Annotated in this window: 17 protein-coding genes, 1 tRNA gene and 1 other RNA gene; 9 read left to right on the top strand and 10 right to left on the bottom strand. The window is 67.0% G+C overall.

What is annotated here, in order from left to right; all coding sequences use genetic code 11:
• Positions 1-6: 6 nt before the first annotated feature.
• Entirely contained in the window at positions 7-702 is a 696-nt protein-coding gene (crp, locus tag ACFWZ3_RS01885) for a cAMP-activated global transcriptional regulator CRP (protein ID WP_342451875.1), read from the bottom strand.
• A gap of 271 nt (positions 703-973) precedes the next feature.
• Here crp and speD point away from each other — a divergent pair, with 271 nt between their 5' ends.
• Both speD and ACFWZ3_RS01895 read left to right on the top strand, forming a co-directional pair.
• A complete protein-coding gene (gene speD, locus ACFWZ3_RS01890) occupies positions 974-1,759 on the top strand; it encodes an adenosylmethionine decarboxylase (RefSeq protein ID WP_439706087.1) in 786 nt (261 codons plus the stop codon).
• A 65-nt stretch (positions 1,760-1,824) separates the two neighbouring features.
• Positions 1,825-2,514 (top strand): extensin-like domain-containing protein, encoded by a 690-nt coding sequence (locus ACFWZ3_RS01895; protein WP_439706088.1) that lies wholly within the window; start codon positions 1,825-1,827, stop codon positions 2,512-2,514.
• 96 nt (positions 2,515-2,610) lie between these two features.
• Here the strand turns inward: ACFWZ3_RS01895 and coq7 are convergent, their stop codons facing one another.
• Together coq7 and ACFWZ3_RS01905 are read right to left on the bottom strand one after the other, a co-directional pair.
• The gene (gene coq7 / locus ACFWZ3_RS01900; RefSeq protein WP_439706089.1) at positions 2,611-3,252 is read right to left on the bottom strand and encodes a 2-polyprenyl-3-methyl-6-methoxy-1,4-benzoquinone monooxygenase; all 642 of its coding nucleotides are present in this window, start codon (positions 3,250-3,252) and stop codon (positions 2,611-2,613) included.
• On the bottom strand, positions 3,249-4,445 hold the full coding sequence (locus ACFWZ3_RS01905) for a (Fe-S)-binding protein (RefSeq protein WP_439706090.1): 1,197 nt from the start codon (positions 4,443-4,445) through the stop codon (positions 3,249-3,251). Before ACFWZ3_RS01905 ends, coq7 begins: the two co-directional genes overlap by 4 nt.
• A 131-nt stretch (positions 4,446-4,576) precedes the next feature.
• Here ACFWZ3_RS01905 and rplM point away from each other — a divergent pair, with 131 nt between their 5' ends.
• The 4 genes from rplM (at position 4,577) to ACFWZ3_RS01925 (ending at position 7,428) form a co-directional block, all read left to right on the top strand.
• Positions 4,577-5,005, top strand: coding sequence for a 50S ribosomal protein L13 (rplM, locus tag ACFWZ3_RS01910; RefSeq protein ID WP_439706091.1), 429 nt, complete (start codon positions 4,577-4,579; stop codon positions 5,003-5,005).
• Positions 5,006-5,013: 8 nt separating this feature from the next.
• Complete coding sequence (gene rpsI / locus ACFWZ3_RS01915) at positions 5,014-5,406, top strand: 30S ribosomal protein S9 (RefSeq protein ID WP_231350512.1); 393 nt, start codon at positions 5,014-5,016, stop codon at positions 5,404-5,406.
• 54 nt (positions 5,407-5,460) lie between these two features.
• Positions 5,461-5,534 (top strand) — tRNA-Gln (locus ACFWZ3_RS01920).
• 250 nt (positions 5,535-5,784) lie between these two features.
• Entirely contained in the window at positions 5,785-7,428 is a 1,644-nt protein-coding gene (locus ACFWZ3_RS01925; RefSeq protein WP_439706092.1) for an MASE1 domain-containing protein, read from the top strand.
• A 274-nt stretch (positions 7,429-7,702) separates the two neighbouring features.
• Here ACFWZ3_RS01925 and ACFWZ3_RS01930 read toward each other — a convergent pair whose 3' ends face one another.
• Positions 7,703-8,185: a hypothetical protein gene (locus tag ACFWZ3_RS01930; protein WP_439706093.1), complete on the bottom strand. Its 483-nt coding sequence runs from the start codon at positions 8,183-8,185 to the stop codon at positions 7,703-7,705.
• 322 nt (positions 8,186-8,507) lie between these two features.
• On the opposite strand from ACFWZ3_RS01930, the gene ACFWZ3_RS01935 reads away from it, so the two are divergent.
• Positions 8,508-10,394, top strand: a complete 1,887-nt coding sequence (locus ACFWZ3_RS01935) for a chloride channel protein (RefSeq protein ID WP_439706094.1) — start codon at positions 8,508-8,510, stop codon at positions 10,392-10,394.
• A gap of 68 nt (positions 10,395-10,462) precedes the next feature.
• On the opposite strand, the gene rpiA is transcribed toward ACFWZ3_RS01935, so the two are convergent.
• The 6 genes from rpiA to ACFWZ3_RS01965 all read right to left on the bottom strand — a co-directional run bounded on the left by rpiA (position 10,463) and on the right by ACFWZ3_RS01965 (position 13,168).
• A complete protein-coding gene (gene rpiA / locus ACFWZ3_RS01940; protein ID WP_439706095.1) occupies positions 10,463-11,098 on the bottom strand; it encodes a ribose-5-phosphate isomerase RpiA in 636 nt (211 codons plus the stop codon).
• A gap of 55 nt (positions 11,099-11,153) precedes the next feature.
• A complete protein-coding gene (locus tag ACFWZ3_RS01945; RefSeq protein ID WP_439706096.1) occupies positions 11,154-11,621 on the bottom strand; it encodes an EVE domain-containing protein in 468 nt (155 codons plus the stop codon).
• A gap of 121 nt (positions 11,622-11,742) precedes the next feature.
• Entirely contained in the window at positions 11,743-12,348 is a 606-nt protein-coding gene (locus ACFWZ3_RS01950; protein WP_439706097.1) for a 5-formyltetrahydrofolate cyclo-ligase, read from the bottom strand.
• A gap of 86 nt (positions 12,349-12,434) precedes the next feature.
• A non-coding RNA gene (gene ssrS / locus ACFWZ3_RS01955) (6S RNA) lies at positions 12,435-12,619 on the bottom strand.
• Positions 12,620-12,626: 7 nt separating this feature from the next.
• Positions 12,627-12,944 (bottom strand): cell division protein ZapA, encoded by a 318-nt coding sequence (locus ACFWZ3_RS01960; protein WP_439701498.1) that lies wholly within the window; start codon positions 12,942-12,944, stop codon positions 12,627-12,629.
• Positions 12,944-13,168: a TIGR02449 family protein gene (locus ACFWZ3_RS01965; protein WP_209617550.1), complete on the bottom strand. Its 225-nt coding sequence runs from the start codon at positions 13,166-13,168 to the stop codon at positions 12,944-12,946. The genes ACFWZ3_RS01960 and ACFWZ3_RS01965 overlap by 1 nt, the downstream gene beginning before the upstream one ends.
• A 156-nt stretch (positions 13,169-13,324) precedes the next feature.
• Here ACFWZ3_RS01965 and ACFWZ3_RS01970 point away from each other — a divergent pair, with 156 nt between their 5' ends.
• Both ACFWZ3_RS01970 and ACFWZ3_RS01975 read left to right on the top strand, forming a co-directional pair.
• The gene (locus tag ACFWZ3_RS01970) at positions 13,325-13,891 is read left to right on the top strand and encodes a UPF0149 family protein (RefSeq protein WP_439706098.1); all 567 of its coding nucleotides are present in this window, start codon (positions 13,325-13,327) and stop codon (positions 13,889-13,891) included.
• A complete protein-coding gene (locus ACFWZ3_RS01975; RefSeq protein WP_439706099.1) occupies positions 13,849-15,201 on the top strand; it encodes an aminopeptidase P N-terminal domain-containing protein in 1,353 nt (450 codons plus the stop codon). The genes ACFWZ3_RS01970 and ACFWZ3_RS01975 overlap by 43 nt, the downstream gene beginning before the upstream one ends.
• Positions 15,202-15,340: the final 139 nt, after the last annotated feature.

A 15,340-nucleotide genomic window follows, 5' to 3' on the forward strand; every position in this document is an offset into this window, starting at 1 on the left:
GAAGCGTCAGCGCGTGCCCTTGACCACGATGGTCTTGCCGGACACGTCGATCATGCCCTGCTCCTCGAGCTGCTTGAGCACGCGGCCAACCATCTCGCGCGAGCAGCCCACGATGCGGCTGACTTCCTGGCGCGAAATGCGGATCTGCGTGCCGTCCGGGTGGGTCATGGCGTCGGGCTCCTGGCACAGGTCCAGCAGCGTGCGCGAGATGCGGTTGGTGACGTCCATGAAGGCCATGCGGCTGACCTGGCGCGAGGTGCGCAGCAGGCGGTTGGTCAGTTGCGAGCCGATCGCGAAGAGGATCTTCGGGCATTCCTCGCGCAGCGGGCCTTCCATCAGCTGGAACAGGCGCTCGTAGCTGATCTCGGCCATCTCGCACGGGGTGCGGCTGCGCACGATTGACTCGCGCTGCGCCTGCTCGACGAACAGGCCCATCTCGCCGATGAACTGGCCGCGGTTCAAGTAGGCCAGGATCAGCTCGCGGCCCTGCTCGTCCTCGGTGCAGACCGCGAGCGAGCCTTCGATGATGTAGTAGAGCGTATTGGCAGGATCACCCGGGCGGATGATCGCGGTCTTGCCGGGGTAGCGCCGGCGATGGCACAGGGCCAGGAAGCGCTCCATCGATGCCGGGTCCGGCGCGAAGCTCAGCGGCGCCTGGGACCGTTCGAATGCCTGCTGGAGTTGGTATTTGAGTTGCGCCACGAGGGTATCCGCTGGTGAACACGGCGCTGCCGCCAAGGCCTTACCATGCATCACGCGTCTCGGCTGATCAAGAGATGACGCGGCTTGCGCGCCTGAGTTCTGTTTTCCGGGGTTTTGCCGCATACTTCGCAGTCTTTCGGTCAGGCTGCACGCCAGCCGGAACCTCGGGTCGCGCAGGATGAGGGTCCTGGCGCGTCTTTTCTTTTTCGCGGGGACCCTTGCTGCTAACCCGCCTCATCTGCTGGCCGTATCCCGGCCATGGAGAGTCGCCGTGGTGAAACCGCTCCCGCGCCTGCGCCTGCAGGGCTTCAACAACCTGACCAAGGCCCTGAGCTTCAACATCTACGACATCTGCTACGCGGTGTCCGAAGACCAGCGCCAGCGTTACATCGAATACATCGACGAGCAGTACGACGCCGATCGCCTCACGCAGATCCTCACCGACGTGGCGGAGATCATCGGCGCGAACATCCTCAACATCGCGCGCCAGGACTACGACCCGCAGGGCGCGTCGGTGACCATCCTCATTTCCGAGGAACCGGTGGTCGAGAAGCTCGGCCGCGACACCATCTCCGGTGCCGTGGTGGCGCACATGGACAAGAGCCACATCACCGTACACACCTATCCGGAAACGCATCCGCACAACGGCATCGCGACCTTCCGCGCGGACATCGACGTGGCCACCTGTGGCGTGATCTCGCCGCTGAAGGCGCTGAACTATCTGATCGACAGTTTCGAGTCGGACATCGTGGTGTGCGACTACCGCGTGCGCGGCTTCACCCGTGACATCAAGGGCAAGAAGCACTTCATCGACCACAAGATCAACTCGGTGCAGGACTATCTGGCGCGCCACATCCGCCAGAAGTACGAGATGTTCGACGTCAACGTGTACCAGGAGAACATCTTCCACACGAAGATGCACATCAAGGACTTCGACCTGGATACCTATCTGTTCGAGGCGCACGCGGACGACCTTTCGTTCAAGGAGCGCCAGCGGATCGAGTCGCTGCTCAAGCGCGAGATCGAGGAACTCTTCCACGGCCGCAACCTGATGTAACGAAGACCCCGCCGCGAGGCGGGGTTTTTCGTTGTGCGCACAGGGCGGTGCCTAGGCTGGGCCACATGCGCGCCTTCCTGCTGTTCCTGCTGCTGCTCGCCCTGCTGGCGCTGGTGTGGTCGCGTGGCTGGCGTCCGCCGGACCGCTACAACCCGTGGGCGCCGCTGGACCTGCGTGCGCCGCCGGACCTGTTCTTCCGCTACAAGCTGGACCGGTTGGGGCGCGAGCCACACACCTGCAAGGCGGCGCTGGCACAGGCTGGCGCACGCTTCACACCGTTGTCCGACCGTGACGGCCCGGGTGCCTGCGGCTGGATTGACGCAGTCCGCCTGCGCAGCACCGGCGTAGCGGCGCTCGCGCGACCGGCGATCGTCACCTGTCCCCTGGCTGCCACCCTGGTGCTGCTCGATCGCCAGGTGCTGCAGCCCGCCGCGAAGCAGCTCTATGGCACCGCGGTGCGTCAGGTCGACCACGTCGGCAGCTACGCCTGCCGCAACATCTACGGCCGCGCCGGCGCACCGCTCAGCCGCCACGCGCGGGCCGCGGCAATCGACTTGACCGGCTTCGGGCTGGCCGACGGCCATCGGCTCGATATCGCCGGCGACTGGAATGCGCAGGGCAAGGCGGGGGCCTTCCTGCATCGCGTGCACAACCGCGCCTGCGAGGTGGCCGGTCTGGTGCTGGGCCCAGATTACAACCGCGAGCACCGCAGCCACTTCCACGTGGAGGCCGGTGGCTGGGGCTACTGCCGGTGACGCTTCTTGCAGGAGCCCGCTCGCGGGCGATGCCCTTGTTCTTCGTGACCATCCAGGCATCGCCCGCCAGCGGGCTCCTACAAGGGAGGCGACGGGTCAGATGCGGTAGGCGACGCTCTTCATCACCAGCGAGCTCAGGTGCATCAGCCCGGGGATCGGGAAAGGCAGGTCGATGCCGCCGCGTGCACGGGCGTTGTCGGCATGGCGTACTTCGTCGGCCTGCATCTGTGCGAGCACCGCGCGGGAGCGTTCGTCCTGTGGCGGCAGGCGTTGCAGGTGGTCTTCCAGGTGGGCTTCCACCTGGCGTTCGGTTTCCACCACGAAGCCCAGGCTGACCCTGTCGCCGACCAGTGCGGCGGCTGCGCCGATGGCGTAGCTGCCGGCGTACCACAACGGGTTGAGCAGGCTCGGCCGGCTCTCCAGTTCGCGCAGGCGCTGTGCGCACCAGGCGAGGTGGTCGGTTTCCTCGTCGGCGGCGTGCTGCAGGTGCTGGCGCGTCTCCTCGTCGCGCGCGAGCGCGGCCTGGCCGTCGTACAGCGCCTGCGCACACACCTCGCCGGTGTGGTTGATGCGCATCAGGCCGGCGGCGTGGCGGCGCTCGGCCTCGTCCAGCGTTGCATCCTCCAGCGGCGCGGCGGGCGAGGGGCGCGCGGCTTCCGGCGCACCGGCGACGGTTTCCAGGGCGCGCTCGATGCCTGCCAGCAGCCGGTCGAGCGGGGAGAGCGTGCGAATGTTCATGACGGATGTCCCGGGAGAAGTTGCCGTGCCAGCAGCACCAGCGGATGCAGGGTCGGCACAGCCATGGCCTGCTCGGCCAGGCCCGCGGCCAGGTGCAACCGGCAACCGATATTGGACGACAGCAGCGCCTGCGGCGCCAGCGCGCCGATGTCCTCGAGCATGGGAGCGCGCAAGGCCGCTGCGCGGTCGGGGAACTCGAGCATGTGGCTGCCGGCGGCACCGCAGCAACGCGCCGGCAGCGGCGTTACCTCCAGCTCCGGCACGCGCGCGAGGAGCTTCTGCAAGGCCTCGGCGCTGCGCGCCACATTCTGTTGCGTGCACGGCAGATGCAGCGCCACGCGTTGCGGGCACGGGCGGAAGTGCAGCTGATCGGCCCGTGCCGCGAGCAAAGCGTAGGGATCTTCTGCTGCCACGCCGGGCAGGGCGCTGCGCAGTTGTCCGAGGCAACCGGGTGTGACCGTCACCAGAATCGAAGCGCCACTGGTTTGCCAGCTTTCCCGTACGCGCCGCGCCGCGCGCGCGGCCGCCTGCGTGTCGCCGCCGTGGGCGTCGAGCGCGCCGCAGCAGAAAGCTGGCAGGCATGTCACCGGATGACCGACAGCCTCGAGCAGGTTGACCGCCGCCTGTTGCGCCGGCGCGTCGTCCACACTGCCGACGCATCCGGGGAAAAGCGCCACCCTGGGCCGCGCCGATGTGCGGTGTGCTCGTGCGGTCACCGGCTGCGGCTGCGTGGAGGGCGGCAGGGCAGCGAGGGCCAGGGCCGCACGCCAGCGGGAGCGTTTTGGCAGTCCGCGGGCAAGGCGCGCACACCAGCGCCGCAGGCCGGGCAACTTCGCCCATCGCAGCAAGGCGGGCCGCTTCACCAGCGCGAGCAGTACGCGTGGTCGCCCCGGTGCGGGCCCGAGCAGGGCGCGCGTTTCCACCAGCAGCTCGCCGAAGCGCACCTGGGCGGGACATACCCGTTCGCAGTTCAGGCAGCCGAGGCAGTGGTCGAGTGGCTCGCGCAGTTCGTCCGACACTGGCGCCAGTCCTTTGGCCAGAGCCGCGGCGATGGCGATGCGCCCGCGCGGCGACTCGGCTTCGTTACCATCCAAGGCGTAGGTCGGGCACGCCGGCAGGCACAGGCCGCACTGCACGCACTGGTCGGCCAGCGCGGCGATGCGCTCGGACTTGTTCTCGGGCATGGTAGGCATGCTATCATTGGCAGCTCACAGTCGGCCGACCGGCAGGCTTGCGCGATGGATGACGGCTCCGCTATCATCTCGCGCCTTTGTTCCACCGATTCCGCTAACCGCCCCCGTGGCGGCAGACAGGTATTCTTGAAATGAAAACGTTCAGCGCCAAGCCGGAAAGCGTCAAGCGCGACTGGTACGTGGTCGATGCGACGGGCAAGACGCTCGGCCGTCTGTCCACCGAGATCGCCCGCCGCCTGCGCGGCAAGCACAAGCCGGAGTTCACCCCGCACGTCGACACCGGCGACTACATCGTCGTGGTCAACGCCGACAAGGTCGCGGTCACCGGCGCCAAGCTGGACGACAAGATGTACCACCGCTTCACCGGCTACGTCGGCAACCTCAAGACCATGAGTCTGAAAGACCTGCTGGCCACGCATCCGGAGCGGGTGATCGAGATCGCCGTCAAGGGCATGCTGCCGAAGAATCCGCTGGGCCGCGCGATGTATCGCAAGCTCAAGGTGTACGGCGGCGCCGACCATCCGCATACCGCCCAGCAGCCGCAGGCGCTGGAGATCTAAGGAAACCCATGGCTATCCAGCAGAATTACGGCACCGGCCGCCGCAAGACCTCCGCCGCCCGCGTGTTCCTGCGCAAGGGCAACGGCGCCATCGAAGTCAACGGCAAGCCGCTCGACCAGTTCTTCGGTCGCGAGACCTCGCGCATGATCGTGCGCCAGCCGCTCGAGCTGACCCAGAGCGCCGACAAGTTCGACATCAAGGTCACCGTCGCCGGCGGCGGCATCACCGGCCAGGCCGGTGCGATCCGCCTGGGCATCGCCCGCGCGCTGATCGAATATGACGAAACCCTGAAGTCGCCGCTGCGCAAGGCCGGCTTCGTGACCCGCGACGCCCGCGAGGTCGAGCGCAAGAAGGTCGGTCTGCACAAGGCTCGCCGCGCCACCCAGTTCTCGAAGCGCTAACATCCGCTTCGAGGAACGATGCATCCGGTCAGAGCGCATCGTTCCCAAGGGTTTTGGGAGATCGTCTAACGGTAGGACAACGGACTCTGACTCCGTTTATCTAGGTTCGAATCCTAGTCTCCCAGCCAAACGAAAGAGGCCCGCCATTGGCGGGCCTCTTTTTTGCATGTGTGTTTGGGCGACGGAAAACCGGCGTATCTGCTTTTCTACGACGGGTGATCCGGATGCCGATCCTGCGACGCAGGGCACAGTGGGGCAGGGGCGCCAAACGTTGCACTGGCCCTGCTTGCGCTACGATGGGCGTCGCCGATCCGGGTGCGGTAGGTTGTTGGTTTCACTCGTTTTTCACGCGATGAATTGTTGTATGGGCGGAATAACATGCCGACGTGGACCGGTCGCGGAATTGGGGCGATTCAGGCCATCCATGCCAAGGGGGTAAGGACAATGCTGACAAGGATCTGGGACAACATCTGGTTTCGGCAGCTGGCAGTCGCGCTCGGCTATGCAGTCAGCTACACGCTGCTGCGCGAAATTTCGTTCTCCCATTGGGTGTTGTTCGCAGGCCTGCGCCTGTGCGCGCTCATGTTGATGCCTTACCGCTACTGGCCTGCCCTGCTGGTCGGCGAGTTGCTGCCGTTGGGCTACATCAGCTTCAGTTGCATGGAGCAGTACGGCTGGATGTGGTCGGCCGTGATGCTCGTGCCGCCTATCGGTCTGGCCATGCCGATCGTTCGCTTCTGCAGGGAGCAGCGCCGCCTGTTCCCGTCACGTTCGATCACCAGCATGAACGTGTTCCTGCTTTGTGCGCTGCTGGTTTCGTTCGTCTGGACCCTCGCCGATACCACGGCACTGGTTCTGGCCACGGCCCAATCGCCGTATGACTATCGCGCGGCCGCAGGCCGGTATTTTCTCGGCTCGTACACCGGCATTCTGACCATCGTGCCGCTGGTGTTGGCGGTACGGGAGAAGTTGCTGGTCACGGCGTTGAGGCAGCTCCTGGCATCGATGTCCGAGAACCGCCTGGTACTCGAAACCGTCTCTCTGCTTTTGCCGGCCCTCGCGCTGTTGGTCTGGCTCGCTTCGGGTGTCGCCGGCGATGCAAGCCAGGCCGCCCGCATGGCCATGTTCCTGCCGGTCGCGTGGCTGGCGCTGCGCCACGGCTGGCACGGGGCTGCGATCGGCGGTACCGCCGCGAGCATCGCCGTGATTCTGACCATGCCCGTGATGCATGACCACGAGACCGTGCAGGCCCAGGCCTTCATCGCCTTCACCTCGACCACCATGCTGATGCTCGGTGCGCGGATCGCGGTGCTGCACCAGCGTGAAAAGCAGGAGCGCACGGATTCGCGTCTGGCCTTGGCAATGGCGCAGCGGAACGTCTACCTGGGTGAACTGCAACTGCGCCAGACCTCGTATGCGCTGGAGCAGATGAGCGGGGCGATCCAGGCCTCGTACACGCAGCTGCTCGGCAGGTTGCGCTGCCTGCTGCCCGGAACCGACGAGCGCACCTACTATCGCCAGGCGGCGGTGGCGCAGCACCAGATCTACCGTCTTGCTGATTCGCTGTACCCGCTGTCCTGGCGCGACCGCGGCCTGCCCGCGGCGTTGCGCGAAGGCTCGATACCGCGTGCTCTCGACGAAGGCGGCATCGTTTACTGGTGCGATATCCAGGGTGAGATCGACCAGCTTTCCACCAGTGTCCACATGGCGCTTTACCGCCTGGCTTCGGAAGCCATTGCGCTTGCCTGTGCCAAGCGCAACGTCAGCAAGGTTCGGGTGCGCCTGCGCGGCGGCCATTCCGGCGGACGGCGTTGGGCGGTGCTGTGTGTCGACAGTGACGTGGATTACGAGCGGCTGGCACGCGTGCGCTGGGACGACATCCAGTCGGCGCTTGGCGGGAGCGGCATGGGGCTGGGGGCGCTCAAGGACCGTGCCGGCATCTTCGAAGGCAAGGTGCACGCGCGCGCCCACGGTACCGGCAGCCGGATCAGCCTGATCCTGTTCGATCCGGAACTCGTCTGACCCGCAGGCATCTTTCCGGGAATTCTGGGTAGAGGACACCCCTTGCCGATTCGGGAAAGGGTGACGGGCTCGAACGAGCGCATGGTCACGAGCCGCCCCGTCGCAGGAGCGCGCCGATGGGTCCCAGGACGCCTATCGCCGTACGCGGATGTGCCAAGCCGTGAAGACGCTGGAGGTCCGGAGCGGTCACTCAGCCTGCCGTCACCCGCCCCGACCGAGAAACAAAAAAAACCGCCTCAAAGGCGGTTTTTTCGTCTCGCATACACACTGACGCCTACGGCGAATGGCTGCTGCATTCTTCCGGATCGTCGCACGGGGCAGCCGTCGAAGTGGTGCTGGCAGGAGTCGCTGTAAATGCAACGGTGCCATCGCTCATGGGCACGGCCTGCAGCTTCACGGCGCTGCTCTGGAACACCGTTTCGGTGTACGAGGTCAACGCTACCGCGGTGCTGCTGGTCAGGGTGTTCTGCTGCGGCGTGGAGAGTCGCTGCGCATCGCGCCCCATGGGCAGAACCAGGAATTGCCCGTTGATGTTGGCGAAAGCCACGCGCACGTTGCCGAAGAGGTCGTTCACCTGAACGTACTGCACGCCATTGTTGGCGAACGTGTACACATGCCAATGCGTGCTTGCGCTCACGTCCTGTGCATTCGGCCAGGCTTGACCCAGGCCCGTGCTCGTCGCCGCCACGGCAGATGCCGAAAAGCCCATGACGACCAGGCCGGCGAGAAGTGCGCGGCGCGGCAGGATTTTGATCATAGCCATGTCCCCTTTTGTTGGACTGCTCACTGATTGAGCAATCGCACTCTACCTTCCAATAGTGATTTTTTCGCGAAGACGCGCTCCGAAACTGAGCGTCACGTTAAGTTTCCCGAAGCCCGCGTTGGCTTGTGGTCGCCGCCGCTGCCGAATGCTTCTGGGCGTGGCGCCCCCATCGAACATGCGACGTGGCGCCAGGGCGATCCGGGTCGCCGGAACCGCGACATCAGGTCAACGCGGGGGCGCGGACGAGCGCCAAGGAGCCGCTCTTCGGTTCCTTGCTCCGGAGGCGTAAAATCCCCGTTTTACCCGCGGTATCTCCATGACTTCCCCCTCCGAGAAGCCGGCGCCCCCGCCGGGCGTGCGCCTGGAAGGCAGCACGGACGCCTTGCCCCTCTCTCCCGCGCTGGGGGTCAGCCTCGATGCCACGCGTATGCCCCGTCGCTCCACCCTGGTGGACCGGCGGGTGCTGCGGATCACTGCAGTCTCGGTGGTGCTCGGTCTGGCGGCAGCCCTCATCGCGCAGGTGCTGACCTCGCTGATCGGGCTGGTGACCAACCTGGCGTTCTATGGCCGCGTGTCGACTGAATTCTCTTCCCCGGCCGGCCACCACCTGGGCGCGTGGGTGATCGTGGTGCCAGTGATCGGCGGCCTGATCGTCGGCGCAATGGCGCGTTGGGGTTCGCGCGCCATCCGCGGCCATGGCATCCCCGAGGCCATGGAGCAGGTGCTCCTGAACGAGTCGAAGATCCCGCCGCGGATCACGTTCCTCAAACCGGTGTCCTCGGCGATCGCGATCGGCACCGGTGGTCCGTTCGGCGCCGAAGGCCCAATCATCGCCACCGGCGGTGCGCTTGGCTCGTTCATAGGACAGCTCCTGCGGGTCACCGGCGGCGAGCGCAAGGTGCTGCTGGCGGCTGGCGCTGCCGCGGGCATGGCTGCGGTGTTCGCCTCGCCGGTGGCGGCCGTGGTGCTGGCGGTGGAGCTGCTGCTGTTCGAGCTGCGCCCGCGCTCGCTCATTCCGGTCGCACTCGCCACAGTGGCGGCCACCTCGGTGCGTTACGCGTTCCAGGGAACGGCGCCGGTCTTCGCCATGCCGGCGCTGGCCGAGCCGGGGGCTGTCGCGTTGGCCTGCTACGTGGGCGTCGGTGCCGTGCTGGGGCTGATCAGCGTCGGCGTGACGCGGATCGTCTACGGCATCGAGGACGCTTTCGAGAAGTTGCCGATCCACTGGATGTGGTGGCCGGCGCTGGGCGGCATCGCGGTGGGCGTGGTCGGTTATTTCGCGCCGCTGACCCTGGGCGTGGGCTACACCAACATCGAGGGCATCGTCAGCGGCGAGTTCACCCTGCACACGTTGTTCTTCCTCTGCGTGATGAAGTTCATTTCCTGGTCGATCTCGCTGGGCAGCGGCACGTCCGGCGGTACGCTGGCGCCGCTGTTCACCATCGGTGGCGCGCTCGGCGCGCTGATCGGCCTGGGCCTGGCGGCGTTGCTGCCCCAGTTCGGCATCGACCCGCGCATCGCGGCACTGGTGGGCATGGCGGCGATCTTCGCCGGCGCCTCGCGTGCGCTGCTGACCGCGGTGGTGTTCGCGTTCGAGACCACCGGCCAGCCGGCCGGCCTGTTGCCGCTGCTGGGCGGCTGCACCGCCGCGTACCTGATCTCGGCGCTGATGATGCGCAACACCATCATGACCGAGAAGATCGCCCGGCGCGGTGTGCGGGTGCCTTCCGAATACGCGGCCGACTATCTTGATCAGGTGGCGACCGGCGATGCCTGCACGCGCGCCGTGGTGACCTTGCGCACCACCCAGATCCTGGGCGAGGTGCGTACTTGGTTGAACGAGGGCTCGCCCGAATCGCAGCACCAGGGTTACCCGGTGGTCGACGAGAACAACCAGGTGCTGGGCGTGCTGACCCGACGCAGCCTGCTCGATCCGCAGTGGTCGTACTCGCTGGCGCTGGGCGACCTGGTTACCCGGCCGCCGATCATGGTCAAGGAAGATCATTCGCTGCGCGAAGCGGCCGACCACATGGTTGCCGAGCAGGTCGGGCGACTGGTCGTGGTGAGCAAGGACGCCCCGCATCGCATGGTAGGTATCATCACCCGTGGCGATCTGCTGAGCGCGCACAAGCGCCGGTTGCAGGAGGCGCGGCAGGCCAGCCGGCACCTGCGCTTCGGCCGAAACGGCGTGCGCACGGTCTGATACGCGGTCTTTGCAGGGTGGATTTCAGCCCGCCGCCACATTGCTGGGAGGCGGGCTGAAGCCGCGGATCACATTTCCTTGTCGCCGACCAGCACGATGTCGGCGGGACGCCGCGCGAACAGGCCCACCGCGACCACGCCCGGAATCTGGTTCAGCTCGGCCTCCAGCGACACCGGATCGGTGATCTGCCAGCCATGCACGTCGATCACCCAGTTGCCGTTGTCGGTCACCACGCCGTCGCGCCACACCGGCTGGCCGCCACGCTTGACGATCTCGCGACCGACCAGGCTGCGTGCCATCGGAATCACTTCGATCGGCAGCGGAAAACGTCCAAGCAGACCGACTCGCTTGCTCGAATCGATGATGCATACGAACTGGGCGCTGGCCTCGGCGACGATCTTCTCGCGCGTGAGCGCCGCGCCACCGCCCTTGATCAGCCGCTTGTGCGGGTCGCACTCGTCGGCGCCGTCGACATAAAGCGAGAGCGGACCGGTGCTGTTGAGGTCGAGCACCGGGATGCCATGCCGCTTGAGCTGCGCGGTCGACTGCTCGGAGCTCGACACGGCGCCATGGATGCGGTGCTTGATGCCGGCCAGCGCGTCGATGAAGAAGGCCACGGTCGAGCCGGTGCCGACGCCCACAATGGCGCCGTCCTCGACGTAGCGGATGGCAGCCTCGCCAGCGAGACGCTTTTCGTTGCTCATGAACGTTTTCCTTGGAGTCTTGCCGGCCAGCCACCGGCTGGCGTCGGATGGGGAACTACTCGAGCGCCAGGATGAAATTCCAGTCCTGCGCGCCCATCGGCATCACCGACAGCCGGTTGCCCTTGCGCACCAGCGCCATGTCCTCGAGGGCAGGCAGGTTCTTGAGTTCTTCCAGCGTGATCACGCGCTTGAGCTTGCGCACGTACTTGACGTCCACCAGCATCCAGCGCGGTTTGTCGCGCGAGCTGGCGGGATCGAAATACTTGCTCTTGGGATCGAACTGGCTGGGGTCCGGATAGGCCTCGCTGGCCACCTCGGCGATGCCGGCGATGCCGGGCTCGGCGCAGTTGGAATGGTAGAAGAACACCTTGTCGCCCTTGCGCATGCCATCGCGCATGAAGTTGCGCGCCTGGTAGTTGCGTACGCCGTCCCATGGCTCGCGCTTGCGCTGCTTGAGATCGTCGATGGAGAAGGTGTCCGGCTCTGACTTCATCAACCAGTGCGTGTAGGGCCGCTCGCTCATCGGAACCTCGGGAGGCGGTGGTGTGGCAGGCATGCACGTTGTGCGCGACCGGTCTGCCAGGCATGGCCGTCGAGCGCGGCGCAGGTTTCCCCACGGGAGGCGAAGGCGGCAGGTGTCGCGCTCACGGAGCGTCTTCCGCGTGGCAGTCGATCAGCTCACGGTCGGTGGCGACGTAGTCCAGCGGCACGTCCCACGTCTCCGGCTTGATGACCGGCAATTCCTGGAAGTCGTACGCGACGCCCACCAGCAGGGGCTCGGTGGGGCGCGCCTGGTCGTTCAGGAACGCAAAGCTGCGGTCATACCAGCCGCCGCCGTAGCCCAGCCGGTGACCGTGGCGGTCGAAGCCCAGCAGCGGAACGAGGACCAGGTCGAGCTGGAAAGGCGCGAACCATTCCCGCGGCGCCACCGGTTCGGGGATGCCATAGCGGTTGGGTTCGACGTCTTCGCCGGCCGACCAGGGGGCAAAGCGCAGTTCGCGGTCCTGGCCCAGCACCGGCAGCAGGAAGCGCTGGCCGCGCGCGGCCAGCGGCGGGATCACCAGGTTGAGCGGCAGCTCGCCGTCGCAAGCCCAGTAGCCGGCGACGCGTGCGTCGGTGTGGTACTCGGGGAGCTGTTCGAGGCTGTGCCTGAGGCCCTGCGCGGCGGCGATGCGTTGCGCCGGCGTGAGGGCGCGGCGGCGAGCGGCGAGATGCTGGCGCAGTTCGCGGCGTTGGGCGGTGGCGTCCAAGGCGCATCTCCTGGAAGACGGCGCGACCGGCGCCGCTCGCGCCCGGCCGACGTTGCATCAACGTCGACCAGGCGGGAAAAGGGGTGGCGTCAACCACGATGCCGCTGCCCACCGAACGACCTTGATCCGCTTGGATCAGGTGGGAGGGCTACATGGCCTTAAAGGCTTTCCGCACGCGGCGGACATGCACAACAACCATGTGAAGCCGACCCGGGGCCGTATATAGGAACAAGGCAAATGTAGAGTGTGCTGGCGCACACCGCAGAAAACGCCGGGGCCTATCTTACTTGCGCGTCCAGCGCCGCTTCAAGCTTGCGGCGCAGTGCGGCGAGGCCGTCAGTCACGCTGCGATCAGCCCCGTCGTGTTGCTTGCGCAGGCCGAGGTATTCGTGAGTCACGCTGATCGCCGCCAGTACCGCCAGCCGGTCGAAGCCGGGCGTGCGGGCGTTGGCGCGCAGCTCGCGCATCTTCTGGTCCAGAAAGGTGGCTGCGGCGAGCAGGCCGTCCCTTTCCTCCGGGGCACAGGCGATCAGGAATTCGCGATCCAGCAGGCGCAGCGCGACCGGCTCGGAGGCGGAGGGAGGCGTGCTGCTCATCAGCCGTTGTTCTCGAGGGCTTTCAACCGTTGAATCATCGCCTCGACGCGGGTGCGCGCCTGGTCGTTGCGTGCCATCAGGCCCGCCCGCTCGTTGGCCAGCTGTTCCTGGCTGTGCCGCAGGCTGCGGTTTTCCTCCTGCAGCCGGCGCACGAGGTCCAGCAGGCGGTCCAACTGCTGGTTCAGGGTGGCCAATTCCTGCTGGACGGGATCGGGCGTGCTCATGGTGTGAAATATACCAAGCCTGCCGCACGAAAAGGTGCCGCACTTCCCCGTAGGCGCGCCCTCGGGCGCGACCGTGTCGCGCGGTCACGCCCAAGGGGCGTTCCTCCCGAGCCCGGGCCGATTAGACTGGGTGGCCGATCCCTATGGAGAGCCCCCATGACTGGCACCGATATGCTCGGTTACGACGAGCTGGATGCCGCGCTCGTGCGCATGCGCATCGGCGCGGACGCCAGCGAGCTGCATGGCTCGCTGTGCGGTTATCTGGCCGGTGGCGGCTCGCTGGACAAGCAACCGCTGTTGGCGACGCTGGAGTTCGAGGGCGGCGAGGCGGTCGTGCCGGCGCCGCATGACCAGGCGCTGCTGGAGCGGCTGGCGACCCAGTCCCGCGGTGAGCTGGCCGACCCCGAACTCGGCTTCGAACCCTTGCTGCCGGCGGACGACCGCCCGCTGGCCGAGCGTGCCGAGGCGCTGGTGGAATGGTGCCGCGGTTTCCTTGGCGGCTTCGGACTGGCCGGCGCGGGCGCACATGCAAAGTTGTCGGACGAGGCGCAGGAGATCCTGCGCGACCTCACCACCATCGCCAGCTCGGCCTTCGATTTCGGCGACGAGAGCGAGGACGAGGATGCGCTGATCGAGGTGCACGAGTTCGTGCGCATGGGCGCGATGTTGTTGTTCGCCGAATGCCACAGCGCCCAGCGCCCGGCGAACGATACGCTGCATTGAGCATCGCGATCACCGAGTTCGCGCGGCGTCGGCGCCAGCTGATGCGCATGGCCGGCGCCGACGCGGCGCTGCTGGTGGCTGCCGCGCCCGAGCGCATGCGCAACGCCGACGCGGCCTGGCCGTACCGGCAGGATTCGGACTTCCACTACCTCACCGGCTTCCCGGAAGCGGACGCCGTGCTGGCGCTGCTCCCCGGGCGGGCGCACGGCGAGGCGGTGCTGTTCTGCCGCGAGCGCGATCCGGCGCACGAGCGCTGGCACGGCGAGGTGGCCGGGACCGAGCGCGCGGTCAGCGACTTCGGGCTGGACGATGCGTTCCCCATCGAGGACATCGACGACATCCTGCCCGGCATGATCGAGGGGCGCGCGCGGGTGTACTGCCACTTCGGGCGCGAACCGGATTTCGATGCGCGGCTGCTCGGCTGGATGCGGCGCCTGCGCCAGTTGCGCGGCGGTGGCGTGGTGCCGAAGGAGTTCGTGGCGCTGGGGCACCTGCTGCACGACCTCAGGCTCTACAAGTCGCGCGGCGAATTGAAGCTCATGCGCCAGGCCGCTGGCATTGCCGCCGAGGCGCACGTGGCGGCGATGGCGGCTGCGCTGCCGGGGCGCCTGGAATACGAAGTCGAGGCGGAGCTGCTGCGGGTGATGCGCAGCCGTGGTGCGGTGCCGGCGTTTCCGCCGATCGTCGCCGGTGGCGTCAATGCATGCACCATGCATTACGTGGCCAACCGCGCGCCGCTCAAGGACGGCGACCTGCTGCTGATCGACGCCGGTGCCGAGGTGGACTGCTACGCCTCCGACATCACGCGCACCTTCCCCATCAACGGCCGCTGGTCACGCGAGCAACGCGCGCTGTACGAAGTGGTACTGGCCGCGCAGCAGGCGGCGATCGACGAGGTCAAGCCAGGTCGCCCATTCGACGCGGCGCACCACGCGGCGGTGCAGGTGATCGCCGAGGGCCTGTGCGCGCTGGGGCTGATCAAGGGTGCGGCCGATGCGGCGATCGAGAGCGGGGCGTACAAGACCTTTTTCCCCTCCAAGACGGGCCACTGGCTCGGGCTGGACGTGCACGACGTGGGCGATTACCGCGTCGATGGCGACGCGCGCCTGCTCGAGCCGGGGATGGTGGTGACGGTCGAGCCGGGCATCTACGTGCCGCCCGACCTGCGCGCTGTCGCCGAACGCTGGCGCGGCATCGGCATCCGCATCGAGGACGACGTGGCGGTGAGCGCAGACGGCCATGAGGTGCTGAGCGCCGCAGTGCCGCGTGAGCCCCAGGCGCTGACCGAACTGCTGGCGCGCTCCGGCTGAAACTCATCAGGACTGGCGCCCCTGATAGACTCGCTCGGCTGGATCGGCCGCGCGCGCGGTCCTGGGGGCACAGGGGAAAATCTGCATGACGGTCCTGCTTGAAGCGCTGGGTGCGCTGACGCTGGTCGCGCTGGTAATC

The sequence above is a fragment of the Frateuria sp. GZRR35 genome (genome assembly GCF_051900415.1).
GTDB lineage: Bacteria > Pseudomonadota > Gammaproteobacteria > Xanthomonadales > Rhodanobacteraceae > Frateuria_A.